The sequence below is a fragment of the Rhizobium sp. ZX09 genome (assembly GCF_017357485.1).
Lineage (GTDB): Bacteria > Pseudomonadota > Alphaproteobacteria > Rhizobiales > Rhizobiaceae > Agrobacterium > Agrobacterium pusense.
Window position 1 is genome coordinate 1,466,096 of record NZ_CP031363.1, and the last position, 24,857, is coordinate 1,490,952.

At 58.6% G+C, this 24,857-nt stretch carries 31 protein-coding genes and 1 tRNA gene; 24 read left to right on the forward strand and 8 right to left on the reverse strand.

Annotated elements, in window-relative coordinates; translation table 11 throughout:
- Positions 1-2: 2 nt before the first annotated feature.
- The 6 genes from BTN45_RS07270 (at position 3) to BTN45_RS07290 (ending at position 3,259) form a co-directional block, all read left to right on the forward strand.
- Positions 3-467: a hypothetical protein gene (locus tag BTN45_RS07270; protein ID WP_207589673.1), complete on the forward strand. Its 465-nt coding sequence runs from the start codon at positions 3-5 to the stop codon at positions 465-467.
- Between the two features lies 1 nt (position 468).
- The gene (locus BTN45_RS07275) at positions 469-909 is read left to right on the forward strand and encodes a phage tail assembly chaperone (RefSeq protein ID WP_177319138.1); all 441 of its coding nucleotides are present in this window, start codon (positions 469-471) and stop codon (positions 907-909) included.
- Positions 910-968: 59 nt separating this feature from the next.
- Positions 969-1,100 carry a hypothetical protein gene (locus BTN45_RS26635; protein WP_281434748.1) on the forward strand — a complete coding sequence of 44 codons (132 nt, stop codon included), beginning with the start codon at positions 969-971 and terminating at the stop codon, positions 1,098-1,100.
- Positions 1,097-2,062, forward strand: a complete 966-nt coding sequence (locus BTN45_RS07280) for a hypothetical protein (protein ID WP_246751679.1) — start codon at positions 1,097-1,099, stop codon at positions 2,060-2,062. Before BTN45_RS26635 ends, BTN45_RS07280 begins: the two co-directional genes overlap by 4 nt.
- A gap of 160 nt (positions 2,063-2,222) precedes the next feature.
- Positions 2,223-2,876 (forward strand): DUF3102 domain-containing protein, encoded by a 654-nt coding sequence (locus BTN45_RS07285; RefSeq protein ID WP_246751680.1) that lies wholly within the window; start codon positions 2,223-2,225, stop codon positions 2,874-2,876.
- Between the two features lie 59 nt (positions 2,877-2,935).
- On the forward strand, positions 2,936-3,259 hold the full coding sequence (locus tag BTN45_RS07290; protein WP_207589577.1) for a hypothetical protein: 324 nt from the start codon (positions 2,936-2,938) through the stop codon (positions 3,257-3,259).
- A gap of 665 nt (positions 3,260-3,924) precedes the next feature.
- Here BTN45_RS07290 and BTN45_RS07300 read toward each other — a convergent pair.
- The 3 genes from BTN45_RS07300 to BTN45_RS07310 form a co-directional block, all read right to left on the reverse strand.
- Positions 3,925-4,473: a hypothetical protein gene (locus BTN45_RS07300; protein ID WP_207589579.1), complete on the reverse strand. Its 549-nt coding sequence runs from the start codon at positions 4,471-4,473 to the stop codon at positions 3,925-3,927.
- Positions 4,470-5,432 carry a site-specific integrase gene (locus BTN45_RS07305; protein ID WP_207589581.1) on the reverse strand — a complete coding sequence of 321 codons (963 nt, stop codon included), beginning with the start codon at positions 5,430-5,432 and terminating at the stop codon, positions 4,470-4,472. The genes BTN45_RS07300 and BTN45_RS07305 overlap by 4 nt, the downstream gene beginning before the upstream one ends.
- A gap of 175 nt (positions 5,433-5,607) precedes the next feature.
- Entirely contained in the window at positions 5,608-5,862 is a 255-nt protein-coding gene (locus BTN45_RS07310; protein ID WP_107339413.1) for a helix-turn-helix transcriptional regulator, read from the reverse strand.
- 89 nt (positions 5,863-5,951) lie between these two features.
- On the opposite strand from BTN45_RS07310, the gene BTN45_RS07315 reads away from it, so the two are divergent.
- The 7 genes from BTN45_RS07315 to BTN45_RS07345 are packed head-to-tail and all read left to right on the forward strand — an operon-like array spanning position 5,952 to position 7,974.
- Positions 5,952-6,113, forward strand: coding sequence for a hypothetical protein (locus tag BTN45_RS07315; RefSeq protein ID WP_172874330.1), 162 nt, complete (start codon positions 5,952-5,954; stop codon positions 6,111-6,113).
- 57 nt (positions 6,114-6,170) lie between these two features.
- Positions 6,171-6,455, forward strand: a complete 285-nt coding sequence (locus BTN45_RS07320; protein WP_107339335.1) for a hypothetical protein — start codon at positions 6,171-6,173, stop codon at positions 6,453-6,455.
- Positions 6,452-6,664, forward strand: coding sequence for a hypothetical protein (locus tag BTN45_RS07325; protein ID WP_107339334.1), 213 nt, complete (start codon positions 6,452-6,454; stop codon positions 6,662-6,664). The genes BTN45_RS07320 and BTN45_RS07325 overlap by 4 nt, the downstream gene beginning before the upstream one ends.
- A complete protein-coding gene (locus BTN45_RS07330) occupies positions 6,661-6,990 on the forward strand; it encodes a hypothetical protein (RefSeq protein ID WP_107339333.1) in 330 nt (109 codons plus the stop codon). The genes BTN45_RS07325 and BTN45_RS07330 overlap by 4 nt, the downstream gene beginning before the upstream one ends.
- Positions 6,987-7,454 carry a S24/S26 family peptidase gene (locus BTN45_RS07335; RefSeq protein ID WP_107339332.1) on the forward strand — a complete coding sequence of 156 codons (468 nt, stop codon included), beginning with the start codon at positions 6,987-6,989 and terminating at the stop codon, positions 7,452-7,454. Before BTN45_RS07330 ends, BTN45_RS07335 begins: the two co-directional genes overlap by 4 nt.
- A complete protein-coding gene (locus tag BTN45_RS07340; RefSeq protein WP_107339331.1) occupies positions 7,451-7,726 on the forward strand; it encodes a hypothetical protein in 276 nt (91 codons plus the stop codon). The genes BTN45_RS07335 and BTN45_RS07340 overlap by 4 nt, the downstream gene beginning before the upstream one ends.
- Positions 7,723-7,974, forward strand: a complete 252-nt coding sequence (locus BTN45_RS07345) for a DUF6074 family protein (RefSeq protein WP_107339330.1) — start codon at positions 7,723-7,725, stop codon at positions 7,972-7,974. Before BTN45_RS07340 ends, BTN45_RS07345 begins: the two co-directional genes overlap by 4 nt.
- A gap of 205 nt (positions 7,975-8,179) precedes the next feature.
- Here BTN45_RS07345 and BTN45_RS07350 read toward each other — a convergent pair.
- Positions 8,180-8,253: transfer RNA gene (locus BTN45_RS07350), tRNA-Cys, on the reverse strand.
- 239 nt (positions 8,254-8,492) lie between these two features.
- On the reverse strand, positions 8,493-8,645 hold the full coding sequence (locus BTN45_RS07355) for a DUF3309 family protein (protein ID WP_004442177.1): 153 nt from the start codon (positions 8,643-8,645) through the stop codon (positions 8,493-8,495).
- A gap of 734 nt (positions 8,646-9,379) precedes the next feature.
- Between BTN45_RS07355 and BTN45_RS07360 the strand changes: the two genes are divergently transcribed.
- Together BTN45_RS07360 and BTN45_RS07365 are read left to right on the forward strand one after the other, a co-directional pair.
- Positions 9,380-9,667 (forward strand): hypothetical protein, encoded by a 288-nt coding sequence (locus tag BTN45_RS07360; RefSeq protein WP_004442182.1) that lies wholly within the window; start codon positions 9,380-9,382, stop codon positions 9,665-9,667.
- Between the two features lie 81 nt (positions 9,668-9,748).
- Entirely contained in the window at positions 9,749-9,994 is a 246-nt protein-coding gene (locus BTN45_RS07365) for a DUF982 domain-containing protein (RefSeq protein WP_004442183.1), read from the forward strand.
- A gap of 486 nt (positions 9,995-10,480) precedes the next feature.
- On the opposite strand, the gene wrbA is transcribed toward BTN45_RS07365, so the two are convergent.
- Complete coding sequence (gene wrbA, locus BTN45_RS07370; RefSeq protein WP_004442185.1) at positions 10,481-11,080, reverse strand: NAD(P)H:quinone oxidoreductase type IV; 600 nt, start codon at positions 11,078-11,080, stop codon at positions 10,481-10,483.
- A 277-nt stretch (positions 11,081-11,357) separates the two neighbouring features.
- On the opposite strand from wrbA, the gene BTN45_RS07375 reads away from it, so the two are divergent.
- The 6 genes from BTN45_RS07375 to BTN45_RS07400 all read left to right on the forward strand — a co-directional run bounded on the left by BTN45_RS07375 (position 11,358) and on the right by BTN45_RS07400 (position 19,260).
- Complete coding sequence (locus BTN45_RS07375; RefSeq protein ID WP_006698846.1) at positions 11,358-12,149, forward strand: competence/damage-inducible protein A; 792 nt, start codon at positions 11,358-11,360, stop codon at positions 12,147-12,149.
- Between the two features lie 105 nt (positions 12,150-12,254).
- The gene (locus tag BTN45_RS07380) at positions 12,255-13,100 is read left to right on the forward strand and encodes a universal stress protein (protein ID WP_004442189.1); all 846 of its coding nucleotides are present in this window, start codon (positions 12,255-12,257) and stop codon (positions 13,098-13,100) included.
- 307 nt (positions 13,101-13,407) lie between these two features.
- On the forward strand, positions 13,408-13,905 hold the full coding sequence (gene gpt, locus BTN45_RS07385) for a xanthine phosphoribosyltransferase (protein ID WP_006698845.1): 498 nt from the start codon (positions 13,408-13,410) through the stop codon (positions 13,903-13,905).
- Positions 13,906-14,724: 819 nt separating this feature from the next.
- Positions 14,725-18,543 carry a vitamin B12-dependent ribonucleotide reductase gene (locus BTN45_RS07390; RefSeq protein ID WP_207589582.1) on the forward strand — a complete coding sequence of 1,273 codons (3,819 nt, stop codon included), beginning with the start codon at positions 14,725-14,727 and terminating at the stop codon, positions 18,541-18,543.
- Positions 18,544-18,659: 116 nt separating this feature from the next.
- The gene (locus BTN45_RS07395; RefSeq protein ID WP_004442197.1) at positions 18,660-18,938 is read left to right on the forward strand and encodes a BrnT family toxin; all 279 of its coding nucleotides are present in this window, start codon (positions 18,660-18,662) and stop codon (positions 18,936-18,938) included.
- Positions 18,928-19,260 (forward strand): helix-turn-helix domain-containing protein, encoded by a 333-nt coding sequence (locus BTN45_RS07400; protein WP_006698844.1) that lies wholly within the window; start codon positions 18,928-18,930, stop codon positions 19,258-19,260. The genes BTN45_RS07395 and BTN45_RS07400 overlap by 11 nt, the downstream gene beginning before the upstream one ends.
- 6 nt (positions 19,261-19,266) lie before the next feature.
- Here BTN45_RS07400 and BTN45_RS07405 read toward each other — a convergent pair whose 3' ends face one another.
- The gene (locus tag BTN45_RS07405; protein WP_207589583.1) at positions 19,267-20,592 is read right to left on the reverse strand and encodes an Nramp family divalent metal transporter; all 1,326 of its coding nucleotides are present in this window, start codon (positions 20,590-20,592) and stop codon (positions 19,267-19,269) included.
- 261 nt (positions 20,593-20,853) lie between these two features.
- Between BTN45_RS07405 and BTN45_RS07410 the strand changes: the two genes are divergently transcribed.
- Together BTN45_RS07410 and BTN45_RS07415 are read left to right on the forward strand one after the other, a co-directional pair.
- The gene (locus BTN45_RS07410) at positions 20,854-21,219 is read left to right on the forward strand and encodes a VOC family protein (RefSeq protein ID WP_004442206.1); all 366 of its coding nucleotides are present in this window, start codon (positions 20,854-20,856) and stop codon (positions 21,217-21,219) included.
- A gap of 126 nt (positions 21,220-21,345) precedes the next feature.
- Positions 21,346-21,567: a hypothetical protein gene (locus BTN45_RS07415; protein ID WP_207589584.1), complete on the forward strand. Its 222-nt coding sequence runs from the start codon at positions 21,346-21,348 to the stop codon at positions 21,565-21,567.
- Between the two features lie 16 nt (positions 21,568-21,583).
- Here BTN45_RS07415 and BTN45_RS07420 read toward each other — a convergent pair whose 3' ends face one another.
- Complete coding sequence (locus BTN45_RS07420) at positions 21,584-23,317, reverse strand: ABC transporter ATP-binding protein (RefSeq protein ID WP_004442215.1); 1,734 nt, start codon at positions 23,315-23,317, stop codon at positions 21,584-21,586.
- Positions 23,318-23,546: 229 nt separating this feature from the next.
- On the opposite strand from BTN45_RS07420, the gene BTN45_RS07425 reads away from it, so the two are divergent.
- Positions 23,547-24,779 (forward strand): AI-2E family transporter, encoded by a 1,233-nt coding sequence (locus BTN45_RS07425; protein WP_037093657.1) that lies wholly within the window; start codon positions 23,547-23,549, stop codon positions 24,777-24,779.
- Positions 24,780-24,857: the final 78 nt, after the last annotated feature.

Here is a 24,857-nt window from a genome sequence, read left to right on the forward strand (position 1 = left end):
GCATGGTTACAGTCAAACGCCGCTCGGCCGGCAAGGGCATCAAGGGGATATCGTCCCTGATAGGCGGTCCAAATCAAGTCAAGGTCGGATTTCCCGCCGGCGTTGCTGATTCTGACAACATCAACAAGGCTGTTTGGAACGAGTTTGGCACAAGCCGAGGCATTCCAGAGCGGCCATTTATGCGCAACGCCATGAGAAACAATAAGGCGGCCTATAAGGCTGCGATGAAAGCTGCTGCGGCAACGATCATCGAGCAAGCGGCTTTAGGTAAGTCCGCAGCGGACGAGAAGCGCAAGGCGCTCAAAAAGCTCGGCGTCCTGGCCCAGGGCGACATCCAGGCCGAGATAACCTCGCTGCGCACTCCGCCAAATGCAGCTTCCACTATTCGACAAAAAGGCAGCTCTAACCCGCTGATAAATTCGGGGGAAATGAGAGCGGCCGTTACCTTCCAGATCAAGGAGAAATGACATGGCAGAACGCAAGATTGCAGGCATGGAAATCAAAGTCGAAGCCCCGCTGGCAACGGACGCGCTTCGCCTTCAGGCAAGACTAACCCGGATGCTGGAGGCGGCAGACGCTAAGCTTGAGGATCTCATCATGGGCTTCAGCGGTGCCGGAAACACCCCTGAGGAGCGCGCCAAGGGGATTGCCGCCGCTATCAGCACCATCGGCAGGATTTTCCGCACCCTGTCTCCTGATGAATACGCTTCTCTCGTTGGTGACATCATCGGCATGGCACAAATCCGCCGACCTTCAGGCCAGTATGATCAGGCTGATCTCGATGGTGACTTCTCGCAGAACCTGAAAGCAATTCCGGAAGTTGTTGTCTTCGTCATCGACGTGGTGCTGCGCGATTTTTTTACCGGTCTTTTGGGCAGTGGCAACCGGCTGCGAAAGGCGAAGGTCTAAGCAGCGCGAGCGTTAAGCGCATTGCCCCGAACGTTGACCTATTCCTCTGGCGGCCAATCATGGCCGACCCACCGATCTATTCGGCGCGTTGCCTCAAGGAGTGGGTCACGCTCAGCGATGTGTTTGACGCTCACGAGATACTCGACCTGCGCGAAGCCATGATCGAACACGCCAACAGGAGCAACCGATGACTAGCGATAACGGGAATTCTCGCGACAAGAAGCTCAAGCTTGCGGCGGATGCGATAGAGCGCCTAGCGGCCGGTGAAACCGTTGAGCAGATCAAGGCAGGACCAAGGGCGGAATACGATCCAACGCCGGCCGAGAAAGAAGCCATCGAAGAATTTCTAGCCCTACCTGATGGGCTACCTAAATATATCCTGGTGCCGCACTTCCCCAACATGCTGAAGTTTCATCACCCGCGGCAAGAGGTGGCAATGGCTGTGGTCATGAAGGCGCTGGGAATCACCGACCAACGTCTATACGCGTCCATGATCTCTCAGGTCACAAACGCACTCTCACGCGGGCAAGAAGCTGATGTTTCTGAATTGAATAGCGCCATAGCGATGGTGGCGGGCATCGAGCCCAGAGACCACCTTGAGGCAATGCTGGCCTTCCAGATGGCGACTGTGCATGTACTGTCGATGCGGCACGCACGATCTATGGTCACCTCTGAAACAATCGATCAACTCGACATACAGGAGCGTGTCGTCAACAAGCTGATGCGTACCTTCACGACCCAGATGGAAGCCCTTCGCAAGCATCGCAATGGCGGTAATCAGAAGGTGGTTGTCGAGCACGTTTATGTTGGCGAAGGCGGGCAGGCCATCATCGGCAATGTCACCCACGGGGGCGGGGTAGAAACAAGAAAGGTGCGCAATCCCATGGACAAGAAGATTTATCCGTACCAGCTCGCGCCTCGGTGCTCGGCCATGTCGAAGCGGACAAAGTGCCAATGCCAGGCGCCAGCGGAACGCGGGAAGACGGTTTGCCGGTTCCACGGAGCCCGCGCCGGAGCGCCAAAGGGGAAAAAGAACGGCGCGTATAAGCACGGTCGTTTCACCTGCGAAATGATCGAAATCCGCAAGGAAATTGCCGAGATCGGGCGCCAACATCGCGACATGATGGCGCTTCTTTCCAGTGGCGGCCGATAAAAGCATGTGTAAAGCAATTCAAAACAAATTCTGATGATATTGCGCCCACCCATCAACTCCTGTTATATATCCGCCAGCGACCACGGATGAACTGGCGCATAGGATTGGCCGGCCTTCCGAGGTGACGGCCTTTCTTTTTGCCTAGCCTGGAGATCCCGCCTTGCCTCATTCCAATGAAGCCGACGCCCGCCGCCTCTGCGCAGAGTTCGATATCGAGATCATCCCCGCCAATGAGATGCCAACGCCTGGACAGACCAGAGCCATAGGCACGATCTGCCGGATACTAGGCAAGCACGGCGATGCTCATATGCGCCTCGTGCTGTCCACGCTGGCAGAGACGAAGAATAATCAAGGCCTGCTCACCGAAACATCGCTGTGGGCTGTCAGTGACCTTGTTCTGTCCTGCAGCGCATGGATCGAGAGCGACCTCTCATCGTGGTATGAGGCATGGGACGCAATACCGCTCGGCCACATCCTTTGGCATGTTCAAGAACTCTCAGGGAAAAGCCACATGCGGCACGCGCTCGCCGGCGCCGTCTACCTGATGCTGGTCTACTACAGCAAGGGCAAGAAGGCGGACAAGGAAATCAGCTATTCCTTCCTCCGCCGTGTGCAGAAGGCCGAGGGCGATCTGTCTACGCAGCAACTCGGCCGGCAAGAAGCGATCGAGATCGGCAAGGAGTTTCTGGAGGTCAAGAGCAGCATGTCCCGCGGCGAATGGCTCCCATGGGTCAGAGCGAAGGCTGGCTTCAGCTATGGCACGGTGCAGCGATACATGCGTATGGCGCGCGAGGCTGACGCGGTTGCAGTTTGACCGACTTGCACTTCATCCGCTTTTGCTACAGCATCGCCGTCGAAATTCGAGGGGAACCCATGAGACAGACACTTGCCGCCGCCATCGTTGCTTTACTCGGCGCTTCGCCGGCCTTGGCAGATGCGAATGAGGATTTTGTATGGGCAACACAGATCGCGGCTGTGATCGGAAGCGCCGACGCGTGCGGCTTTAAACTGGATGATGCAAAGGTAAAGGCTCTCGCGTCCAACAAAATCGCCAAGATGGATTCAGGTACACGAAGCAATTTTTACGCGACCCTCACGCTTACACCGAATGAGCTTTCCCAGCTTTCAGCCACAGCGAAGGTAGCTCAGTGCGCCATGCAGAGCGAGGTAGCGAAGCGCGAAGGGCTCGCTCCGTAAGGTATTGATAATCACCCTTATCGGGAGCAATCCGCCAGCAAATCTCACTACTTTACAGAGGCAAAATCGAACTCAGTTCGAATTTGGACCGGATGCCAAATCGCTCACGCTGAGCGGTTTTGAGTTTATAGCGGGATGCGCTGCACAACTCTCAGAGGGGACGCACTAAATCTCTCGAAGAACGTTTCGGTCGGCAATCCTGGCCAGATCGCGGCATGTTGAGGGTGCGGTTGTCCGCTCCAGTATTGCGTAGCCCAAGAGAAGTCTGCCGGTCCCCAGGGAGACAGCATCCTGAAATCAGTTTGAGCTTCCGTCGCGTCCTCGTCCGTCTTCACAACCTCGTACACGTTCAGAAACTGAAGGTTATTGTTGACCATGTAAGCTTGTATCTGTGCCAGCGTATCGCAGAAAAAAGCTGCTTCAAACCTAGATGGCATTGCCGGGAAAGACTGGACTCTTACGTGCTCCAGAACGCTTTCTCGAAGAGCAGCGGCATGAGATTGGCCGAGCGCTCTGACAATTCGCCCGTAATTGCCAGGAAGGATGATCGAGCCGTTACCAAGAAGGGCCTGCGTGCAATGATATGGCATCTTCGTTCCCCATCAGGATCAGCAAAAGGTAACCCTCAGTTACCATAAGGCTAAAACGTGCGCCTTATCATTGGTCTACGAGCTAAGCGGAAAATTCCCATTTGCCACGGATCGCTCAGCTACGTACCCGAACACATCGATGAGGAAGGCAGGGCGCGGGGCAATCGTGCCAGGCGCAACGGTGTACCTCAGGGCGAAGCCGCTGCTGACGCTGTGAAGTTCTGCGAGTTTTCCCAGCGCTGCCACGATCTCGTCAGCAGGAGATTTGTCGAAGTCATCCTGCGGCCACTTGTTTGAAGACCGAGCTTCATTCCAAGCGATCACCGCTTCATCAAGCACAAGCTGTCGCAACGTTGCATTCGCGTCCTGTCGCCAAAGCTTCATGATGCTGTGCCCGAAGGCGTGCTTGACCTCCTCTGTCGTCATTCCTCCGGCAATCAATGGGTACTTCAGCAACAGCTCGATACCGTGGGCCAGTAGGTTCAGCGTCGGTGTTTGGAGAAATGTCGGACGCTCTTCCCACGTCTTGCTGTAGCGAAGCTCTTTTGCGGCGCTAATGTACCTGTGCGCTCCGGCAACGATTTGCCCCGCGTCGGTAGCAAAAAAGTTCTCATCGAAAATCATAGGAACCCATCCCCGGCATGATCCTTGAACCGGTCGGCACGGCGCACATAGGTTTCGACCGTGCGCGGGTCTCGGTGGCGTGTCACTTCCATGATGCGGGATATGCTCGCTCGGTTCTCTGCAGCCGAGGTAACGAAGCCAGCACGCAGTGAGTGACCGGATAGGCTCGCAACATCGAGGCCGGCAGCATCGGCATACTTCTTGACGATCAGAGCCACTGCTTGATCCGTCAGCGTTTCAGCCGTCAGGCGGTCACCACGATTGAATCGGCGGAAGATCGGGCCCGAGGTTATCTCTGCCGCCTGAAGCCATTCCTTGAGCCTGTCAGCGGGTTTCAGCACCTTGCCGTTCAGGATGGCAACGGATTGGCCTTTAGCCTCCTGGTCGGTCTTGGACTTCGGCAGGAACACGTCCACGCCTTCTTCGCTGAACGTCAGATCCTCGACAGTGATCGCCACAAGCTCCGATCGACGGAAGGCGCCAGCAAAGCCGAGCAGGAGCAATGCCCTGTCACGCTTGCCCTGGAGGCTGTCAGCGTTGATCCGCGCCATCATGGCATGAATGACATCGACAGTCGCCGGTGCCTTCTGGCGGGCCGCTGTGCCCACTGTGCGACGTATACCCTTCAGGATGGCCGCCACGCCCGCATTGTCGGTCGGGTTGTCCAGACCAGCGCCGCGGTGAAAGAAGCGAATGGCGGCCAGCTTGCGGGCGATGGTGGGCACCTTTTTGCCCGCCTCTGCCAGAGACGATGCGTAGTTTGCCACGGTCGCAGGCGTGGCCGGCAGATGCGATCGGTCGCGAGGTGCGCACCAGTCCTGAAAATCCTGCCAATCGCTTCTGTAGGCCCGCATGGTGTTGCTGGACAGCGCAGCGCGGCCGTAGTCGAGCGCAGCGTCAGAGAGATCGGAGACAGCCTCTATTCCCGGCTGCGAGGAGATCAACGTCAATGCGGACATTCAAAGCTCTCCTGTCGAAGGTGTTGCCATGGTGGCAATTCTTGGGGCGCCTGTATGATGCAGGTGCCTTAGGGTATGTGTGTCATGCACATGCGAGAGGTATTCGTGTCATGCGAACACCCCCGAGGAATGGTCATCATGACCACACCTTTGGTAGTGATAAGTGGTCTTCTCGTTAGTCGCCTTGGGTACCGTGATCAAGACGCACGCCAGCGCCGCCGGCTTTCATCTCATCTGCCGCAATGAATATCACGCCGCCTTTTTCCAGAGCTTCCTGAATATCTTCGAGGGTCCGTTCATACGGGGATCGTTTGCCAGCCTCAAAGTTAGCGATGGTAGCTTTTGCGACTTTCGATTCTTCCGAAAGCTTGTCTTGCGACCAGCCGATAAGGGAGCGAGCGGCACGGCACTGAGCAGGAGATATCGACAATTTTATATAACCTTGCATTAAAAGTGTTGACTTAGGTTTGATGTAGCCTTATATCAATAATGCAACATGATAACAAGGGAAATCGAACAATGACGCACAATACAGTTAACGTCCGCCTTTCCAGCCTCTTTACCAACCCGGCTTTGAAGGCCGCTTTCGAACGTGCCGAGCGTGACAATGGCGCGGCTCTGGTTGTCCCGGCTCCTCGTGAGCCGCAGTTGACCGGCGGTGCTGCTCTCGAGCTCGCATAAAGACTGCCTCCCTTTGTAGGGAGTGACAAAACCCCCTCGACAATTTGGAGACTGACGATGCCGAACACGATTCCGGCCGCTGGCGAAGCCATGCCCGCAAAGATTGATATCGCAGACTTAGAAAATCCTCTCGCTGATGCCACCCGCATGGCGTCGATCGCCTCGCGACTGATCGGTGATTGTCTGGGTCAGCCGAACACGGGCAACAAATACTATCTCACCAGCAACCAGGTCGAGGACATGCTTTTTGCGACCTACCAGACGGCAGACCTGATCAAGCGCATCTATCAGACGTGGGAAACCATCCTTGAAACCCATCGCCGGGAAGGAGCTTCCGCATGAGCACCACCATCAACGCAAAGCACAAGCTGCATGAAATTGCCGACATGATCATTACGGCCAAGAACCTTAACCGCGCGCTCTTCATGGCCTGCGGTGACGTGAAAGAGAAATATGCGGTCGATGCCCTTCAGGCTTTGTCGGATGAGATAGATGAACGCATTGAGCTCATCCGGGGCCGTGTGGATGAAGTCCGGGAGGAGCTGGCATGAGCAAGTTCGTCATCGACAAGGCCGATTGCCTCGATTCCGCGGCCCGCAATCTAAACGACCTTCTGGACGTGATCTGCGAACTTCAGTTCGATGCGCAAGACGGCCCCGTTGACCGTCGCATTGACAGCCTGCTCTGGATTGCGCGCGACATGTCCGAGGGCATTGTGGACCGGACCAGCAATAGGTCAGCGCCGCCGGCCACGGCTGACAGTATCGAAGGCATTTCTGACGGTGCTGGTGCAGAAATCGAACTTCTTTCCGAGATCATGGCGTTGACTGCAAAGTTTCAGCGCCGCCGGCCAGCGCTTGAAGGAGCGGCAAAATGAACGCTCTCCTCAATCGCCCGCAACAGCATAACACGCTGAACGTCTACCGCACCCTGCCGCCGCACTGCATCGCCTTTGAAGTGACAGACCGGCACAGCCTCCCATTTATCGAGCCGGGAGAGGTCGTTGTTGTCGACACCGAAGACCGGACGCCGCGCGTGGGTGATATCTACGTCATCGAGTGGACCGGTGGCCGGCGCAACGTCTGCCAGGCCCGCCACAGCGCAGGACCGTGGCAGAAGGATGGGCAGGAGCCGCGCTGGCATGTGGGCTCTATGCGTACCACGACGCCAGCCGAGTTCGAACAATGGCTTACCGCCGCCAGCGAAGCTATCAGCAAAGGCATGACACCCCAGTGGTGCGGTGGCTGGGCGGAAGGCCCTTTCACTCTCGGTCATCTGGAAAGCAAGCTCGTTGGCGCTGTGGTCGGCCTCTACAAGCCAAAGAAGGAGGGGCGCCAATGAAACGATCCCCCGCTGTCTTGCAACTTCGCCGCGCCGAACTGGAGAGGCGGATTGAGGAACTTATCGCGCTCCTCGACCTTCTTGATGGCGACGAAAACCTTGAGCCGTATCTGACCGATACAGATCCACGGCATGAAGACCGCGAATCGGATGATGATTTCGAGCCACCCATGAGCCGGGAGGAGTCTGAGGGCTTGAGGGTGCATATTCGCAGCGAACGCAAGCAGCTTCAGGCCATGGGCTATGACTGCGGACTTTGGAGAGCATCATGAAGAATGTCATCTGCTTTCCTGTCCATCGTCAGCGCAGCGAGATCAAGCGTTGCGCCGGCAATCTCGACCGGCTGAATGGTGAGGCCGCAAGCCGATACTGGCGGGAGGAAATGCGCCACCTGGCCGCCCGCCTGTCAGCGATCGGCATGTGTGAGGCCGAAGTGTCGAGGCAGGCTTTGCTCTTCACCGGTGCCGTCATGGAGGAGATGCAGCGCGCCTACGCCGAGCGCGCTCTTACAGCGGAATGACAGCAGATGACTGCATTACGATTTCTTTTTTCGCCGGCACTGAAAGTCATGCCGCATGTCGCAATACATGTTGCATGGAGTAGCCGTCGCCCTAGGGGAATAGGCGGAAAATCAGGGGTAATCACGTGTGACATGATGCGACACACAAAAACGAATGAAGAGCCTGAGTTTAGGCGCAACATATTGTTTTTATTGGTGAAATTTTTGGAGGCCTCGCCCGGAATTGAACCGGGGTACAAGGATTTGCAGTCCTCTGCGTCACCACTCCGCCACGAGGCCTCACACGCTCATCAATGGAGCGATGGCGGGCATTTAGAACGAATCCATTTGGGGCGCAAGAGGGATCGTTCCGAATGTCGTGTTTTTTCAGCCGGGTACGTGGAGTTCAACCGCCCACCTTGTCTAAGTCACTAAGATGACGTGGCTTTTGGCGTCATCCCGTTGCTCCGGACGAAAAATTGCCCGCAGCCGAATGACTTTCGACTGCGGGCAACCCGTGCATTTTCAGGAACGGTCGATCAAATCCGTCCCATCAGAACCAGGATCAGCACGATGACCAGCACCAGTCCGAGACCGCCCGAAGGGCCGTAACCGTAATTATGATAACCCCAGCTTGGCAGCGCGCCGATGAGGAACAGAATGAGCAGGATGACAAGGATGGTGCCGAGCATGTTTAACCCTCCACTATTGGCATGTGTCCGACTGCTTCAATGACGCAGCGCGTGAAAAGTTCCCTCTTCCGGCCTCTCCAGCAGGCTGAAAGAATGACGGCAGACGTGCCGTTTCAACAGGTTACACCGCTTTTGCACAGACATGCTGGTCCGGCCGGAAGGGGCGTGCCGTCCCCCGCGCCTGGCGGATCAATGTCCCGGACAGTGAAGATGAGGAACTGTGCATCGTCTCGCGCGTCGCATCCATCGCGAGTTCTGGATCGCTGCAATTTATTCGAGGTAATTTCTCGCTCTATGTCTATTTTCGGTTGTCCGCCATAGTGAAGACAGTCCCCCGTACCCTGAAACCGGCGGGAGACGGAGAGATCCGGCTTCGCTGGCAGTGCGCCGGATCTCTCCCGCCCCCTCCCTCGCTCCGTCCTACTCCTGCCGCAGGCAGGTCGGCACACGTACATGTGACCGACGACCATGCGTGCTACCCCTTGCCTCGTCTCAGCCTCTCCGGATAGACCCCCGTGACGGGAGGGAGAAACGAGAATCATATGTCCGGTTTTGCGAACCTCATCCCGCTTTTCATCTTTGGCTTCCTCGTCTATTTTTTCTTTCGCTGGGTCGCGCGCGACATTCAGAACCCAAAGCGCAAGTAGTCGGAAGGAATAATACTGCCGCATCCGCCGCTTCCGGGAACCTCCGCGCCTCCATATCGTTTTTGCAGATGGACCTCGGAGGACAGGATGAAAACGCTCGCATCATCGGCCGCAATAGCCCTTTCGCTCGCGCTTGCGGGATGCACGACCGCCGGTCCGGCACCCTATGTGGAGCCCATTCCCGGGAGCATCATCTATAAAGGCCAGCCGCGCACAAAGCTGACGAAGTCACCGATCGGCAGCACCTTCACCCATGAGTTCCGCATAGACAGCAGCACAAGGGCGGTGGAAACCTATCGCATCGCGCCGGATCGCTCACTGGAACTCATTGACCGGCGCATCCTTCGCGAATGGCTGTTCGGACGCGACGACTGACCGCACCGGTCGGCTCCGAAACGGATTGCGCATCCCGCCTGCTTCGTTTAGAGCCGGGCGCGAAACCAACATGGATGAGCGATGAACACGCGCTGGCAGAAACCCGTCCTGATCGCCTTCGAAACGCCGGGTGATTATACGAGCATCGAAACAACCCAGGCCGCCTCCTGGGCCCTGATCGAGGACTGGCCGGTGGAGGATGGCGAGGCGCTAGACAAGGCGCTGCTGGTCTGCGCCGCCGTGGATGCCGGCAGGAAAAAGCCTGAAGACGCGCGCAAGGCCTTCATCGCCGCCGCGATCGAAGCGGGGCTCGACATCAAGGCGTAACGGCCCAGCCACGCGTCGCGACGGAGGCGCCAGGGGCGCTAACGTCAAGTTCATGGTTCGATGGATCGATACAGAGGAAAGCGTCCGGATATATGAAAAAAGCCCTGTTCATCTTTCTTCTCTCCTGCCTGGCGATCGGCCTTCTCGGCCACCTCGTCGTGGCTTTCGTCGTCACCGGCTGACACGCCGTAAATCAGGCGTTAAGAATCCCTAAATTTCATTCTGCTGTTATGGAACCGCGTTAAACTTTTTCCGTTCTCTTTTCGATCGAACAAGGAGGATTGAAATGCGTGACGGACTGAACGGTTTTCTTGAGATTTCGATGATCGGCTTCGTGGTTGCAAGCTGCCTCTTCATGGTGAACCTGCCGATCTGATCGGGGAACGAGCTTCGCAGGAGAGCATTGCGGTAAAGCTGGTGATGATGCCACCGGCACAGAAAATGCGGCCTTTTGGGCCGCATTTCTTTTTCATAGGACTTTCAGGATCAGGCAGAAAGCTTGGCGGCGATTTTCGCCACATGCGCGCCCTGGAAGCGCGCACCTTCAAGTTCGACTTCGGATGGCTGGCGGGAGCCGTCGCCATCGGTAATGGTGGAAGCGCCGTAAGGGGAGCCGCCCTTGATTTCATCGACACCCATCTGGCCCTGGAAGGCATAGGGCAGACCGACGACGGCCATGCCGTGGTGCAGGAAGGTCGGCAGGAAACCGAGAATAGTCGATTCCTGGCCGCCATGCTGGGTGGCGGAAGAGGTGAAGGCGGAACCTACCTTGCCGACGAGCTTGCCGCCGAACCACAGGCCGCCCGTCTGGTCCCAGAAATTGCGCATCTGCGAAGCGACCGTGCCGAAGCGGGTGCCGGCGCCGACGATGATGGCATCGTATTCAGCCAGTTCGTCCACGGTGGCGATCGGCGCCGCCTGGTCGAGCTTGAAATGCGAAGACTTGGCAACCGCTTCCGGCACCAGTTCCGGAACGCGCTTGACGACGACGTCTGCGCCCGCCGATTTTGCACCCTCGGCAACAGCATAGGCCATCGTTTCGATGTGACCGTAGGAAGAGTAATAGAGCACCAGAACTTTCGTCATTTTCTTTGTTTCCTTTGGGTTTATCGTTTCCGGCGTCCCGGCCAGAAGCCTTTTCAAAAACGTGATGATGATTAGCGGCGACCCGTTACAAGCATGTGATGAAAATCTAGCTCACAGGCTCCTTCCACGCCAGCGGCCTATCGGCATACGCACTGTTCACCATAAGTGAACGGAAAAGCGAGACGTCAACTATTTGCCGAAATACATTTTTTCAAAACCGCTTTGCAATCATCGGGCGCGGGGCTAACGTCTGATAAAACAGATGACGAGTACACCCATGTCCAATCCCTCTTCCGCTCAATCCGTCGTGACCGCCGCCATGCTCGCCATTGGCGACGAGTTGCTTTCGGGCCGTACCAAGGACAAGAATATCGGCCACCTCGCGGACGTGCTGACCATGTCCGGCATCGACCTCAAGGAAGTGCGTATCGTTGCCGATGAGGAGGACGCGATCGTCGAAGCGCTGAATGCGCTACGCAGCCGCTATGATTATGTCTTCACCTCGGGCGGCATAGGCCCTACCCATGACGACATCACCGCGGATGCGGTGTCCGTGGCGTTTGGCCTTCCCTGCGAGCACGATGCCGAAGCCTTGCGGATACTTGGCGACATGTATCGTGCCCGTGAGATGGAATTCACCGATGCGCGCAAACGCATGGCGCGCATGCCGAAAGGTGCTGCCCACATCGCCAACCCCGTTTCCGTCGCCCCCGGCTTCATCATCGGCAATGTCTATGTCATGGCCGGCGTGCCGCAGGTGTTCCAGGCGATGCTCGACAACGTCATGCCGACGCTCCGCACCGGCGCCAAGGTGATGTCGCAGGCCGTACGCTCACCGTATGGCGAAGGCGATATCGGCACGCCGCTGACGGCCATCCAGAAAGCCCATCCCGAAACCAGCATCGGTTCCTATCCGAAATATGACGGGCAACGCTTTTCGACGGAAATCGTGGTGCGCGCCCGGGATGCAGGCGTGCTGAAGGCCGCGGCGGATGCGGTCGCGGCCATGATCGAAGCGATCGGACAGGAGAAAAGACTGGCGGCAGGCAAGGGCGACGCAACGGCTTGAGCGAGAAAGGGCCTTTGACGAACGGGCTTTGACCGAAATCAAGGTGGCGGCCTGCAAAGGCGGCCACTCTCCCCACAGAAATTAGATGTCACCGAGGAGAGATAAATGGGTTACAAAACGATATTGGCAGTGGTCGACAATGTTTCGAACACACAGAAGCTCGGCGAATTCGTGGTGAGCCTTGCAGACCAGTTTTCCTCGCATGTCATCGGCCTGCACATGGAAACGCTGGCCGCCGTTCCCCTCGTCGCGCCGATGGAAATTCCCGATCCCGCCACCGTGCAGGCCCTGCAGGATGTGGCACACAAGGAAACCACCGATGTCGGCACGCTTTTCGAGCGCACGCTGTCGGCCAACGGCATCTCGCATGAATGGCGAAGCTTCGTTACCTCGGTGGGTTACGCCTCCGCCTCTGCCATCGACAGCGCCCGTTGCGCCGATCTCGTCGTCGCCCGCCAGAGCAGTTCCTCGGCTTTGTCGGACAGCCGCACCGATATTGACAGCTTTCTCTATGAAAGCGGCCGTCCCGTTCTCCTCGTCCCGCATGTGCTCACCGTCGCCAAACCGATCAAACGCGTCCTGATCGCCTGGAATGGCTCTCGCGAGGCGACGCGCGCCACTTTCGACGCCCTGCCCTTTCTGAAAGCCGCCGACAGCGTCGAGATATTCTCCGTCGACCAGGCAGAAAGCGAAACGCAGTCCTCCGGGTTTGCCGGTACGGAACTGGCCGCCACGCTCGCCCGCCACGGCGTGAACGTGACGGTGACCTCACAGGAAAAGATTGCCGGCCTTTCGCCGCAGGCGGCTATCGAAAATCGCCTTTCCGATAACAGCATCGACCTTCTGGTCATGGGCGCTTACGGCCATTCCCGCTGGTGGGAACTGCTGTTCGGCGGCGTTACCCGCACGCTGCTCGATTCCATGACGGCGATGACGCTGCTGTCGCGTTGAATATGGATGCGGCGCAAATGGCGCCGCCAGCCCCCGCGATCTCGCTCGAAAGGAGCGTCCGCCACTGGTTTCTTCTCCCCGCCGGGGGAGAAGTCCGCGGCAGCGGGATGAGGGGGCGAGGGTAGAGATAGACCGAGAGCCAGCCCCCTCATCCGACCCTTCGGGCCACCTTCTCCCCCTAAGGGAGAAGAAACAAGCGGCATTCTCTCAGCCAAAATCACGCTGGATAAGCGCAAAGCTTGCCTTTTTGCCGGTCTTGCGGCTATTAGCCAAAGCCATCGACAATTTTGACCAGATGGTAGACGACATGTCCCTTCCCGATAAAGCCTTTCCCGTTTCCTGGGACCAGTTTCACCGCGACGCCCGTGCGCTTGCCTGGCGTCTTGCCGGTCTCGACAAAGAGTTCCGGGCAATCGTCTGCATCACCCGCGGCGGCCTCGTTCCGGCGGCGATCATTTCCCGCGAACTAAACATCCGCATGATCGATACGGTCTGCATCGCCACCCGCCATGACTACGTCAACCAGGGTGATACCGTCCTCTTGAAAGGCGTAGCCCCCGAGCTGACTGTTGATGCCGGCGAAGGCGTGCTTGTTGTTGACGATCTGACCGATACCGGCAAGACGGCGCTCGAAGTGCGCGAAATGCTGCCGAAGGCGCATTTTGCCTGCGTTTACGCCAAACCGAAGGGCGTGCCGACCATCGATACTTTCGTCACCGAAGTGAGCCAGGACACCTGGATCTATTTCCCCTGGGACATGGGCTTCACCTATCAGGAGCCGATCGCCAAGGGATCGCGCGGCTGAGTGCCTGAAGAATGGCGCTTTTTCTTTCCGTCATGCCGGACTAGATCCGGCATCCAGCCACGGCGCGTCTGCGCCGTGAGTCTCTCCCGATCAAGGACTTGATCGCGCTGGACCCCGGATCTGGTCCGGGGTGACGTATTGCGGATGCACCAACCGCGCAAGACTTCCCCCAGCAATATACACTCTTTCGCCGTCCCACCCGGGGCGGCTTTTTTGTGTGAAAAGGCCTTTTTGCCGACAACGGAAAACACGGAAAAACCGCAGTGTCGCCATTATGCCTCACCCCGGAAATGCGGGGTTTTGCCTTTCCGTTGCGGAAACCAGCCTGGCGCAAGCTTCAAATTTTTCCGCCAAGTCACTGATTTTTCTGAGAGCTTTTCCTATCCCCGTTTTCCACAGGCACTCCACACAATATCTTGTGGTTAAAAATGGGTTTCAATCTATGGCTTGACGAATCTGTGTCGCGAGAGGAAAGTGACAAATATGTTGCGGCGGCAACGAACCGGAAAGTAACGAGGCCGGTTCTTCTCCATCTTTAGCGCGCACGTCCAGACGGCGTCCCGGCCATGAGGGGGCGGTTCGCCGATGGCTTTTCTGCGCCTTCGGAACCGCCAAAAACATTACGCGGGGACTGGCAGCAAGAATGTGTTAATACTATATATAGTAGGCTTGCAGCCATCTTAAACACGAGATACAGGGATGACATCCAAGGATGAACATCCCATCAGATCGGCAACAACCGGCTGCGCGAAGGCATCGCACGGCTGGAACGAATTTTTGCGCCCTTCACCGGGCGCCCAATGGACGAGGACAGAAACCATGCGCATTGAACGCCGCTTCACGAAGCCCGGCCAATCGCCTTATGCGGAGATCGACTTCCGCAAGGCCGTCAGTGAAATCAAGAACCCGGATGGATCCATCGTGTTCCGTCTGGCTGACATCGACGTTCCCGCGCAGTTCAGCCAGGTTGCGACCGACGTTCTGGCGCAGAAATATTTCCGCAAGGCCGGCGTGCCGAAGTTCCTGAAGAAGGTTGAGGAAAATGACGTTCCTTCCTTCCTCTGGCGCTCCGTGCCCGATGAAAAGGCTCTGAAGGATGTTCCGGAAGCCGAGCGCTACGGCTCCGAGACCGATGCACGCCAGGTTTTCGATCGCCTGGCAGGCACCTGGACCTATTGGGGCTGGAAAGGCAAATATTTCTCGTCCGAAGAAGATGCCCTCGCGTTCCGCGACGAGCTTGCCTATATGCTCGCCACCCAGCGTGTTGCCCCCAACTCCCCGCAATGGTTCAACACCGGCCTGCACTGGGCCTATGGCATTGATGGTCCCGGCCAGGGCCACTTTTATGTCGACCCCTTCACCGGCAAGCTGACCAAGTCCAAGTCGGCTTACGAACATCCGCAGCCGCATGCCTGCTTCATCCAGTCCGTTGAGGACGACCTCGTTAATGAAGGCGGCATCATGGACCTGTGGGTGCGTGAAGCGCGCCTGTTCAAATACGGATCCGGCACCGGCTCCAACTTCTCCTATCTGCGTGGCGAAGGCGAAAAACTCTCCGGCGGCGGCAAATCGTCCGGCCTGATGAGCTTCCTCAAGATCGGCGACCGCGCAGCCGGCGCCATCAAGTCCGGCGGCACGACCCGCCGCGCAGCGAAGATGGTCGTTGTCGACGCCGACCACCCGGATATCGAAGCCTATATCGACTGGAAGGTGAACGAGGAGCAGAAGGTTGCCGCTCTCGTCACCGGTTCCAAGATCGTCGCCAAGCACCTGAAGGCGATCATGAAGGCCTGCGTCAACTGCGAAGCTGACAACGGCGATTGCTTCGACCCGGCCAAGAACCCTGCCCTGAAGCGCGAAATCCGCGCCGCCAAGAAGGACATGGTGCCGGAAAACTACGTCAAGCGCGTCATCCAGTTCGCCGAGCAGGGTTACAAGGACATCCAGTTCAAGACCTATGACACGGACTGGGATTCGGAAGCCTACCTCACGGTGTCGGGCCAGAACTCCAACAACTCCGTCTCGCTGAAGGACGATTTCCTGCGCGCTGTCGAAAATGACGGTGACTGGAACCTGACCGCCCGCAAGGACGGCAAGGTCATGAAGACGCTGAAGGCCCGCGACCTCTGGGAAAAGATTTCCCACGCCGCCTGGGCGTCTGCCGATCCGGGTCTGCACTTCAACACGACGATGAACGACTGGCACACCTCGCCGGCGGCCGGCCCGATCCGCGCTTCCAACCCGTGCTCGGAGTACATGTTCCTCGACGACACAGCCTGCAACCTCGCCTCGCTGAACCTTCTGCAGTTCAAGGATCAGGCGACGAAGCGCATCGATATCGCAGATTACGAACACGCCGTTCGCCTGTGGACCGTCGTGCTCGAAGTGTCCGTCATGATGGCGCAGTTCCCCTCGCGCCAGATCGCCGAACTCTCCTATGAGTACCGCACGCTCGGCCTTGGCTACGCGAATATCGGCGGCCTCCTGATGTCCTCGGGCATTCCCTATGACAGCGCCGAAGGCCGCGCTATTGCAGGTAGCCTCACCGCCATCATGACCGGCGTGTCCTATGCCACCTCGGCCGAAATGGCCGGCGAGCTTGGCCCCTTCCCGGGCTTTGCGCCGAACCGCGACAACATGCTGCGCGTCATCCGCAACCACCGCCGCGCCGCCCTTGGCCAGTCGGAAGGTTATGAGGGCCTGTCGGTCAACCCGGTCGCACTCGTCCATGGCGACTGCCCGGATCAGGACCTGATCGCCCACGCAACGGCCGCCTGGGACAAGGCGCTGGAACTTGGCGAAAAGCACGGCTACCGCAACGCCCAGACCACCGTTATCGCACCCACAGGCACGATCGGCCTCGTGATGGATTGCGACACGACCGGTATCGAGCCCGATTTCGCGCTGGTGAAGTTCAAGAAGCTCGCCGGTGGCGGTTACTTCAAGATCATCAACCGCGCCGTTCCGGATGCGCTGCGTTCGCTCGGTTACTCCGAAAGCCAGATCGCCGAGATCGAGGCCTATGCCGTCGGCCATGGCAATCTCAACCAGGCTCCCGGCATCAACCCCTCGACGCTGAAGGCCAAGGGCTTCACCGATGAGAAGATCGAAGCCGTCAATGGCGCGCTGAAAAGCGCCTTCGACATCAAGTTCGTCTTCAACCAGTGGACGCTCGGCGCCGACTTCCTCAAGGAAACGCTGAAGGTTTCCGACGAGCAGCTTTCCGACATGAGCTTCAACCTGCTCGAGCACCTCGGCTTCGGCAAGAAGGACATCGAAGCGGCCAACGTTCACGTCTGCGGCGCGATGACGCTGGAGGGCGCACCGTTCCTGAAGAACGAGCACCTGCCCGTCTTCGATTGCGCCAACCCCTGCGGCAAGATCGGCAAGCGTTACCTCTCGGTCGAATCGCATATCCGCATGATGGCGGCGGCTCAGCCGTTCATCTCCGGCGCGATCTCCAAGACGATCAACATGCCGAACGATGCGACGGTTGAGGATTGCGGCGCAGCCTACATGCTTTCCTGGAAGCTGGCGCTGAAGGCCAACGCCCTTTACCGTGATGGTTCCAAGCTTTCCCAGCCGCTCAACGCGTCGCTGGTGGAAGATGAGGACGAAGAAGACCTGATCGAAGAACTGATCCAGCAGCCCGCCGCACAGCAGGCCGTGACGATCACCGAAAAGATTGTCGAACGCGTCATCGAGCGTGTCTCACGCGAGCGTGAAAAGCTGCCGAACCGCCGTCAGGGTTACACCCAGAAGGCAACTGTGGGCGGTCACAAGGTCTATCTGCGCACCGGTGAATTCGGTGATGGCCGCATCGGCGAAATCTTCATCGACATGCACAAGGAAGGCGCTGCCTTCCGCGCAATGATGAACAACTTCGCCATCGCCATTTCGCTTGGCCTGCAATATGGCGTGCCGCTGGAAGAATATGTGGAGGCCTTCACCTTCACCAAGTTCGAACCGGCCGGCATGGTGCAGGGCAACGACGCGATCAAGAACGCCACGTCGATCCTCGACTACGTGTTCCGCGAACTCGCCGTCTCCTATCTCGGCCGCCATGATCTCGCCCATGTCGATACGTCCGACTTCTCCAACACGGCGCTCGGCAAGGGTATCCAGGAAGGCAAGACCAACCTCGTTTCCACCGGCTGGACCCGCGGTTACAAGCCGACCATCGTGTCCCGCAATGACGGCGAGCGCACCGCTTCCGAGCCCAAGGGTTCGGCAACGGCAGCCCCTGCCCGCGCCTCGGCCAACGTGACCTCCTTTGCAGGCTCCGCTGCCCGCAAGCTGGAACCGACAGTCGCCATCGCAACCTCCGAAATCGTCTCCTTCAAGCGGGACTATGAAGAGCGCGCCAAGGAACTGGCCGAAGAAATCGCCGAAGAGGTGATCGACGAGGTCGTCCAGGAAGCCCAGCAGACGGCAACCGCCCTCTTCTCCGACAAGGCCGCCGCAGACGCTGCTTCGGCCAAGACGGAAGCCAAGAAGGTCGAAAACGAACGCCGCATGCGCTCGATCGCTCAGGGGTATACGGGCAACATGTGCTCGGAATGCCAAAACTTCACGATGGTGCGGAACGGCACTTGTGAGAAGTGCGATACTTGCGGTGCGACGAGCGGTTGCAGCTGAGCGTTAGCTTAGACACCACCAAAAAACGACTAGTCTTGAGGGCTCTTTCAGATATGAAAGAGCCCTTCTTCTTTTGATATTTTATCCCTTTCACTACTGGAAACCCGTAGTCCACAATGTTATCTTTCGAGTGGAATGACCGAAAGGCTTTAACCAATCTCGCCAAACATGGCGTCAGCTTTGAAACGGCCCGCAAGGTTTTTGAGGATCCATTTGCCGTGGATATCGAGGATCGTTCGGCTAATTACGGCGAAGTCCGACGACGTATAGTGGGGTTGGGCAACGGATTGGTTCTGACTGTGATCTATACCGAACGCAGCGAAGTGATCCGCATCATCTCCGCACGAAAGGCGACACGCGCGGAGCGCAAGGAATACGACGACAATGGCTGGTAAAATCGATCAAACAGACTGGGCCCGCCTTCACGCCATGACCGACGAAGAGGCGGAGGCGAATGCGCTTGCCGACCCCGACAATCCGCCGCTTTCTGCCGAGCAACTTGCCGCGGCTCCCAGAATGCCGCGCATCAAGATCATTCGCCGGGCCCTGAAGCTGACGCAGGAAGAGTTTTCCGCGCGTTATCATATTCCGCTCGGCACCCTGCGTGATTGGGAACAGGGACGTAGCGAGCCGGACCAGCCGGCCCGCGCTTATCTTAAGGTCATCGCCGTCGACCCGGAGGGCACGGCCGCCGCGCTTCGTAAAGGCGCGGCCTGACCCGCCTCACCCGATAAAATCCACCAGCAGCTTCACATTCAACGCCGCAATCACCACCGCGATCAGCCATGCGAAGCCTGAGAGCCAGAGCGGTGAGCGCAGCTCGCCCATCTTGGCCTTGTCACCGGTGAACATCACCAGCGGGAAGACGGCGAAGGAGAGTTGCAGGCTCAAGACCACCTGCGTCAGGATCAGCAGTTCGCCCGTGCCGCTGTCTCCGTAAAGGATGGTCACGCCGGCGGCGGGGATGATGGCGATGGCGCGGGTGATGAGGCGGCGCAGCCAGGGGGCGAGCCGCATCTTGAGAAAACCTTCCATCACGATCTGGCCGGCGAGCGTTGCCGTGACAGTGGAATTGATGCCGCAGCACAAAAGCGCCACGCCGAACAGCGTCGGCGCAATCGCGAGGCCGAGCAGCGGCGCCAGCAGATTATGCGCCTCGCCGAGTTCGGCGACATTAGTCTGCCCCGCCTTGTTGAAGGTCGCCGCCGCCAGAATGAGGATCGATGCGTTGATGAGAAGCGCGAACATCAGGGCGATGGTGGAATCGAGGGTCGCGAATTTCAGCGCCTCGCGCTTTTCGGCAATTGTCTCGCCGATTTCGCGGGTCTGCACGATGCCCGAATGCAGATAGAGATTATGCGGCATGACGGTCGCGCCGAGAATGCCGAGCGCCAGATAGAGCATGTCAGGATTGGTGACGATTTCAGTCGTCGGCGCAAAACCAAGGATCACCTGCCCCCAGTCAGGGTCGGCGAGCGCTACCTGAATGGCGAAACACACGGCAATGACGCCAAGCAGCGTGATGACGAGCGCCTCCACCCAGCGAAAGCCGAGCCTCTGCAGATAAAGGATCAGGAACACATCGAGCGCGGTGATGAGAACACCGAGTTCGAGCGGAATGCCGAAGATGAGGTTGAGGCCGATGGCCGTGCCGATCACCTCGGCAATATCGGTGGCGATGATGGCGATTTCGGCGAGCAGCCACAGCAGCATGGCCACCGGCTTCGGATAGGCGTCACGGCAGGCCTGGGCGAGATCGCGGCCGGAGGCAATCGCAAGACGGGCGCAGAGCGATTGCAGCACGATCGCCATGATGTTCGAGACCAGCGCAACCGTCAGCAGCGTATAGCCGAACCTGGAGCCGCCGGCGAGCGACGTCGCCCAGTTTCCGGGATCCATATAACCGACGGCAACGAGATAGCCGGGACCAAAAAACGCCATCGCCCGCCGAAACGTGCCGGCATTCGCCTTGACGCGGATCGAGCTGTGAACGTCGGACAACGAGAGATCGTCGCCGTTTCGCCGCCATCCAAAGACTGGCTTCTCCATACTGTGCGCTTTCTGAACGGAAATCTGATTAATGCAATTGCAAATCATTCGCATAAAGAGACGCAGGACGCAAGCTGACTTTTGACGCCGCATGTGGCGCTTAGCCCTCTCCCGGCACTGCGACCGGTCACGCGGGTGCTGGACGATTGACAATGTGGTTACTTGATACCGCGCGCCATTGCCTCGCCATGTCAGCCGTCGCTAGAAAGATCGGTGCCATCAGAAATTTGAAAGTGCGTCAGTCCAGCTGAGGAGAAGCGTATGAATATTGTCGCCCATGTCGAAATCCCCGTGACCGATCTTGATCGGGCGATCCGCTTCTATCGCGCGGTTTTTGATGTGCCCTTTGCCGAAATCGTCGCGATCCACGATAGCAGAATGGCCTATTTCCCTTTTGACGAAAACAGCAATGGCGCCAGTGCCGCGCTTGCCGAAGGCCCGGCCTATGTACCGACGCGAGATGGAGCGATCGTCTATTTCAGTGTCGCTGATGTGGATGATGTTATTGCCAGAGCTCTTGCCGGTGGAAGCGAGCTCCTATTTCCCAAAACGGCGGTGAATGATGCGCTCTTCGTCGCGGAGATTTCCGATAGCGAGGGAAACCGCATCGCCATTCAATCCGCCTGATCGGCCTTGCAAAGACAGAATGACCTGACTCACGTCCTTGTCATCACCTGTTCGCCACCCACACGGAACGGTCGCGGTAGCGCTGGCGTTGATCTTTCACCAAAACGCTTAAATCTGGGGAAGTTCATGCGACAGCACCGGAATAACGACGTGGTGAACCATCCAGGCCGGTGGCCGAACTATATCATGGGGCACAGAAAGCCCCGCGAATGGCTGATGACGATCAGCGGCGTCCTGCTGCTCTTCGTCGTCGCGGCCGCCGTCGCCATGGGTTACCTCGTCAGCAGCCATCCCGGCAAGCCGGAGCCAAACCCCGGCATCGTCGAAGAACGGGCAGCAGAAGGCTGAGCGACGTGCGGGCCGGTCAGCTGAGGCCCGCGAGATGACCGCTGAACTGCGCCTCGTGCAGACGGCTGTAATGGCCCTTGGCAGCCAGGAGTTCGGCATGAGCGCCGGTTTCGGCGATGCCGCTCTGGTCGACCACCACGATGCGCGAGGCATCGCGGATCGTCGCCAGCCGGTGGGCAATGACGAGGGTGGTGCGGCCTTTGGCAAGCTCGGTCAGCGATTGCTGGATGGCCCGCTCGGTTTCCGTGTCGAGCGCCGAGGTGGCCTCATCGAGAATGAGGATCGGCGGATTTTTCAGGAACATGCGGGCAATCGCAAGACGCTGCTTCTGCCCACCGGACAACTTTACGCCACGTTCGCCAATGACGGTGTCGAGCCCGAGCGGCATGGCCTCGATGACGCCATCAAGACGGGCGCGCCGCGCCGCCTCCATGATCTCCGCATCCGAAGCGCCAAGCCGTCCATATTCGATGTTCTCACGGATCGTGCCGCCGAACAGGAAGACATCCTGCTGCACGATGCCGATCTGATTGCGCAGCGAGGCGAGCTTCATCTTTCTGATATCGATGCCGTCAATGGTGATCGCACCGCTGGTGACGTCATAAAAGCGCGGCAGCAGCGAGCAGAGCGTCGTCTTGCCCGCACCCGACGGGCCAACGAAAGCCACGGTCTCGCCGGCGCTGATCTTCAGGTCGATGTTGCTCAGAACCTGCTTGCCCTCGGCGTAACCGAAGCCCACATGGCGGTATTCGATATCGCCGCGCAGCAACGGCGCTTCCACCGCATCGGGCGCATCGACAATATCGGGCGCGGTGTCGAGAAGCTCGGTGAACCGGCGGAAACCGGCAATGCCCTTGGGATAGGTCTCGATGACCGAATTGATTTTTTCCACCGGGCGGAAAAACACGCCGACCAGCAGCAGGAAGCCGACGAAGCCACCTTCCGTCAGGTCGCCATTCAACACGAACCAGGCGCCGCAGATCATCACGATCATCTGTGTCAGCCGCATGCTCATGTAGCTCAGCGAGGTGCTGGCCGCCATGATCTTGTAGGCGTCAAGCTTGGTGCGGCGGTATTTCTGGTTGTCTTTTTCGAACAGCGCCCTCTCGTGATCCTCATTGGCAAAGGCCTGCACCACTCGCATGCCGCCGACATTTTCCTCGATACGGGCGTTGAAATCCCCCACACGGCCGTATAGCGCGCGAAAATTCTGCGTCATGCGGCCGCCATACCGGCTGGTGACCCAGGCAGTGACGGGCACGACGGCGGCGGTGATGAGCGCCAGCGGCACATTGACCGACAGCATCAGCAGGAACGCGCCGATAAAGGTCATGATGGCGATGAACAGGTCTTCGGGACCATGGTGGGCCACCTCGCCGATCTCTTCCAGATCCTTGGTCAGCCGCCCCACCAGATGGCCGGTCTTCTGGTTGTCGAAATACCGGAAGGAAAGCTTTTGCAGATGATCGAAGGCCAGACGGCGCATGTCGGTTTCGATATTGATCCCAAGCATGTGTCCCCAGTAGGTGACAGTCGCCATCAGCCCGGTATTCAGCACATAGATGAGGAGCAGCCCGACAGAGGCCGCAAGGATGATCGCCCATTCACCGCCCGGCAGCAGCACGTCGACAAAGGCCTTCACCGCCATCGGAAAGCCGAGTTCCAGTACGCCCGACAAGACAGCGCAGGAAAAATCGAGAATGAACAGACCGCGATAGGGGCGATAATAGGCGAAGAAGCGGCGGAGCATGGCGTGACCTGGAGATCGGGCGCGGCAACCTTACGCCGCAAGAAAAACGGAGTTCAATTGTCATATTTCAATGCGCGCGCCAAGACCGATGTTCTATTTTTACCAAAATCGTTCAATAGGTTCAGCAATAAACACACAACGGTAATGTGATCCGATTATATTGCACTTATATGTATCGGTGTGACAGAGTGAATGCACCCTTCGGGGAGAATGCGAGAAAGAGCCTGCCGTGAGTAAGAATGACAGCCGTAAGCAGAGTGGCGAACCGAGATGGCTTGGTCCGGCCAGCCCGACGCGGATCGCCCTGATCCCGCCCATTTCGGCTGCACGCTGGCTGCTCGTTCTCGTTGCCCTGGCCGGCATCTACTTCTTCCACGGCTTCCTGGTTCCGGTTCTCGCCGCCCTCGTCATCGGTTTCGCCAGCTGGCCGGTCTATACACGGCTTCTTCGGCAGGTGGGCGGCAACACCACGCTCGGCGCCACCATCGCCATCATTCTCATCCTCGCCTTCCTTGTCGTCCCGATCTTCATCGCCGCTTCCTACACGGCCAGCGAAATCCGCGAATGGTTCGGCTGGGCAGTGCATGTCAACAAGACCGGCGCCCCCGTGCCGGACTGGATCGCCGCCCTTCCCGCCGTCGGCCCATGGCTTGGCGAACAATGGGTGAAATACATCGGCACGCCGGGCGCCATCGGTGAAGTGATCCAGCTCGTCAGCGGCGCCAATATCGGCAATATCTACAGGGCGATCCTCGCCGCCGGCAATGGCGCGTTCCATCTGGTGCTGACGTTGCTGTTCATGCTGATCGCGCTGTTCTTCGTCTATCGTAACGGGGCCGGTTTCACCCGTCAGGTCGATCTGGTCGGTGAGCGCATCCTGCCGACGCGGTGGGAACGCATTTCCCGCGTCGTGCCCGCCACCATCAGCTCCACGGTCACCGGCATGACGCTGATCGCCATCGGCGAAGGCATCATCCTCGGCATCGCCTACTGGATCGCCGGCGTCCCCTCGCCCGTCACGCTCGGCGTGCTGACAGGCGTCATGGCCCTCATTCCGGGCGGTGCGCCTCTGTCCTTCACGCTGGTGTCGATCTATCTGGTCGCCAGCGGCTCGCCCGCCCACGGGTTGGCCCTGTTTGTCTGGGGTTCGGTGGAACTCTTCATCGTTGACAAAACCATCCGCCCGAAACTCGTCGGCGGGCCCATCAAGCTGCCATTCCTGCCAACGTTTTTCGGCCTGGTCGGCGGCGTCAAGACCATGGGTTTCCTCGGCCTCTTCATCGGCCCGGTGCTGATGGCGCTTCTGGTTGCGATCTGGCGCGAATGGGTGCGTGAGGTCGAACTTTCCGCGGCCGCCGAAGCTCCGACACCGCCTCCTGCGCAGGGTGAAGCCCTGGACGAGGTCGCCGTGCTCGAGGACAATAGCGAGGAAACGACGGCGTTTCGGAAGGCCGCTTTCTGATTGAAGCCTGCGCCAGACGCCGCAGCTCCGGTAACGACAGATATCCGCGAACCTCGCATCCGCCCATGCTCGGCCTCG

What these genes read in the sequence shown, in the direction of transcription:
- BTN45_RS07355 (WP_004442177.1), bottom strand. Translation starts at nt 8,645, where the DNA reads ATGCTCGGCACCATCCTTGTCATCCTGCTCATTCTGTTCCTCATCGGC.
- BTN45_RS07390 (WP_207589582.1), top strand. Translation starts at nt 14,725, where the DNA reads ATGCGCATTGAACGCCGCTTCACGAAGCCCGGCCAATCGCCTTATGCG.
- BTN45_RS07345 (WP_107339330.1), top strand. Translation starts at nt 7,723, where the DNA reads ATGAAGAATGTCATCTGCTTTCCTGTCCATCGTCAGCGCAGCGAGATC.
- BTN45_RS07320 (WP_107339335.1), top strand. Translation starts at nt 6,171, where the DNA reads ATGCCGAACACGATTCCGGCCGCTGGCGAAGCCATGCCCGCAAAGATT.
- BTN45_RS07305 (WP_207589581.1), bottom strand. Translation starts at nt 5,432, where the DNA reads ATGTCCGCATTGACGTTGATCTCCTCGCAGCCGGGAATAGAGGCTGTC.
- BTN45_RS07315 (WP_172874330.1), top strand. Translation starts at nt 5,952, where the DNA reads ATGACGCACAATACAGTTAACGTCCGCCTTTCCAGCCTCTTTACCAAC.
- BTN45_RS07410 (WP_004442206.1), top strand. Translation starts at nt 20,854, where the DNA reads ATGAATATTGTCGCCCATGTCGAAATCCCCGTGACCGATCTTGATCGG.
- BTN45_RS07280 (WP_246751679.1), top strand. Translation starts at nt 1,097, where the DNA reads ATGACTAGCGATAACGGGAATTCTCGCGACAAGAAGCTCAAGCTTGCG.
- BTN45_RS26635 (WP_281434748.1), top strand. Translation starts at nt 969, where the DNA reads ATGGCCGACCCACCGATCTATTCGGCGCGTTGCCTCAAGGAGTGGGTC.
- BTN45_RS07275 (WP_177319138.1), top strand. Translation starts at nt 469, where the DNA reads ATGGCAGAACGCAAGATTGCAGGCATGGAAATCAAAGTCGAAGCCCCG.
- gpt (WP_006698845.1), top strand. Translation starts at nt 13,408, where the DNA reads ATGTCCCTTCCCGATAAAGCCTTTCCCGTTTCCTGGGACCAGTTTCAC.
- BTN45_RS07290 (WP_207589577.1), top strand. Translation starts at nt 2,936, where the DNA reads ATGAGACAGACACTTGCCGCCGCCATCGTTGCTTTACTCGGCGCTTCG.
- BTN45_RS07415 (WP_207589584.1), top strand. Translation starts at nt 21,346, where the DNA reads ATGCGACAGCACCGGAATAACGACGTGGTGAACCATCCAGGCCGGTGG.
- BTN45_RS07360 (WP_004442182.1), top strand. Translation starts at nt 9,380, where the DNA reads ATGAAAACGCTCGCATCATCGGCCGCAATAGCCCTTTCGCTCGCGCTT.
- BTN45_RS07335 (WP_107339332.1), top strand. Translation starts at nt 6,987, where the DNA reads ATGAACGCTCTCCTCAATCGCCCGCAACAGCATAACACGCTGAACGTC.
- BTN45_RS07395 (WP_004442197.1), top strand. Translation starts at nt 18,660, where the DNA reads ATGTTATCTTTCGAGTGGAATGACCGAAAGGCTTTAACCAATCTCGCC.
- BTN45_RS07365 (WP_004442183.1), top strand. Translation starts at nt 9,749, where the DNA reads ATGAACACGCGCTGGCAGAAACCCGTCCTGATCGCCTTCGAAACGCCG.
- BTN45_RS07340 (WP_107339331.1), top strand. Translation starts at nt 7,451, where the DNA reads ATGAAACGATCCCCCGCTGTCTTGCAACTTCGCCGCGCCGAACTGGAG.
- BTN45_RS07270 (WP_207589673.1), top strand. Translation starts at nt 3, where the DNA reads ATGGTTACAGTCAAACGCCGCTCGGCCGGCAAGGGCATCAAGGGGATA.
- BTN45_RS07300 (WP_207589579.1), bottom strand. Translation starts at nt 4,473, where the DNA reads ATGATTTTCGATGAGAACTTTTTTGCTACCGACGCGGGGCAAATCGTT.
- BTN45_RS07325 (WP_107339334.1), top strand. Translation starts at nt 6,452, where the DNA reads ATGAGCACCACCATCAACGCAAAGCACAAGCTGCATGAAATTGCCGAC.
- wrbA (WP_004442185.1), bottom strand. Translation starts at nt 11,080, where the DNA reads ATGACGAAAGTTCTGGTGCTCTATTACTCTTCCTACGGTCACATCGAA.
- BTN45_RS07420 (WP_004442215.1), bottom strand. Translation starts at nt 23,317, where the DNA reads ATGCTCCGCCGCTTCTTCGCCTATTATCGCCCCTATCGCGGTCTGTTC.
- BTN45_RS07400 (WP_006698844.1), top strand. Translation starts at nt 18,928, where the DNA reads ATGGCTGGTAAAATCGATCAAACAGACTGGGCCCGCCTTCACGCCATG.
- BTN45_RS07330 (WP_107339333.1), top strand. Translation starts at nt 6,661, where the DNA reads ATGAGCAAGTTCGTCATCGACAAGGCCGATTGCCTCGATTCCGCGGCC.
- BTN45_RS07405 (WP_207589583.1), bottom strand. Translation starts at nt 20,592, where the DNA reads ATGGAGAAGCCAGTCTTTGGATGGCGGCGAAACGGCGACGATCTCTCG.
- BTN45_RS07380 (WP_004442189.1), top strand. Translation starts at nt 12,255, where the DNA reads ATGGGTTACAAAACGATATTGGCAGTGGTCGACAATGTTTCGAACACA.
- BTN45_RS07375 (WP_006698846.1), top strand. Translation starts at nt 11,358, where the DNA reads ATGTCCAATCCCTCTTCCGCTCAATCCGTCGTGACCGCCGCCATGCTC.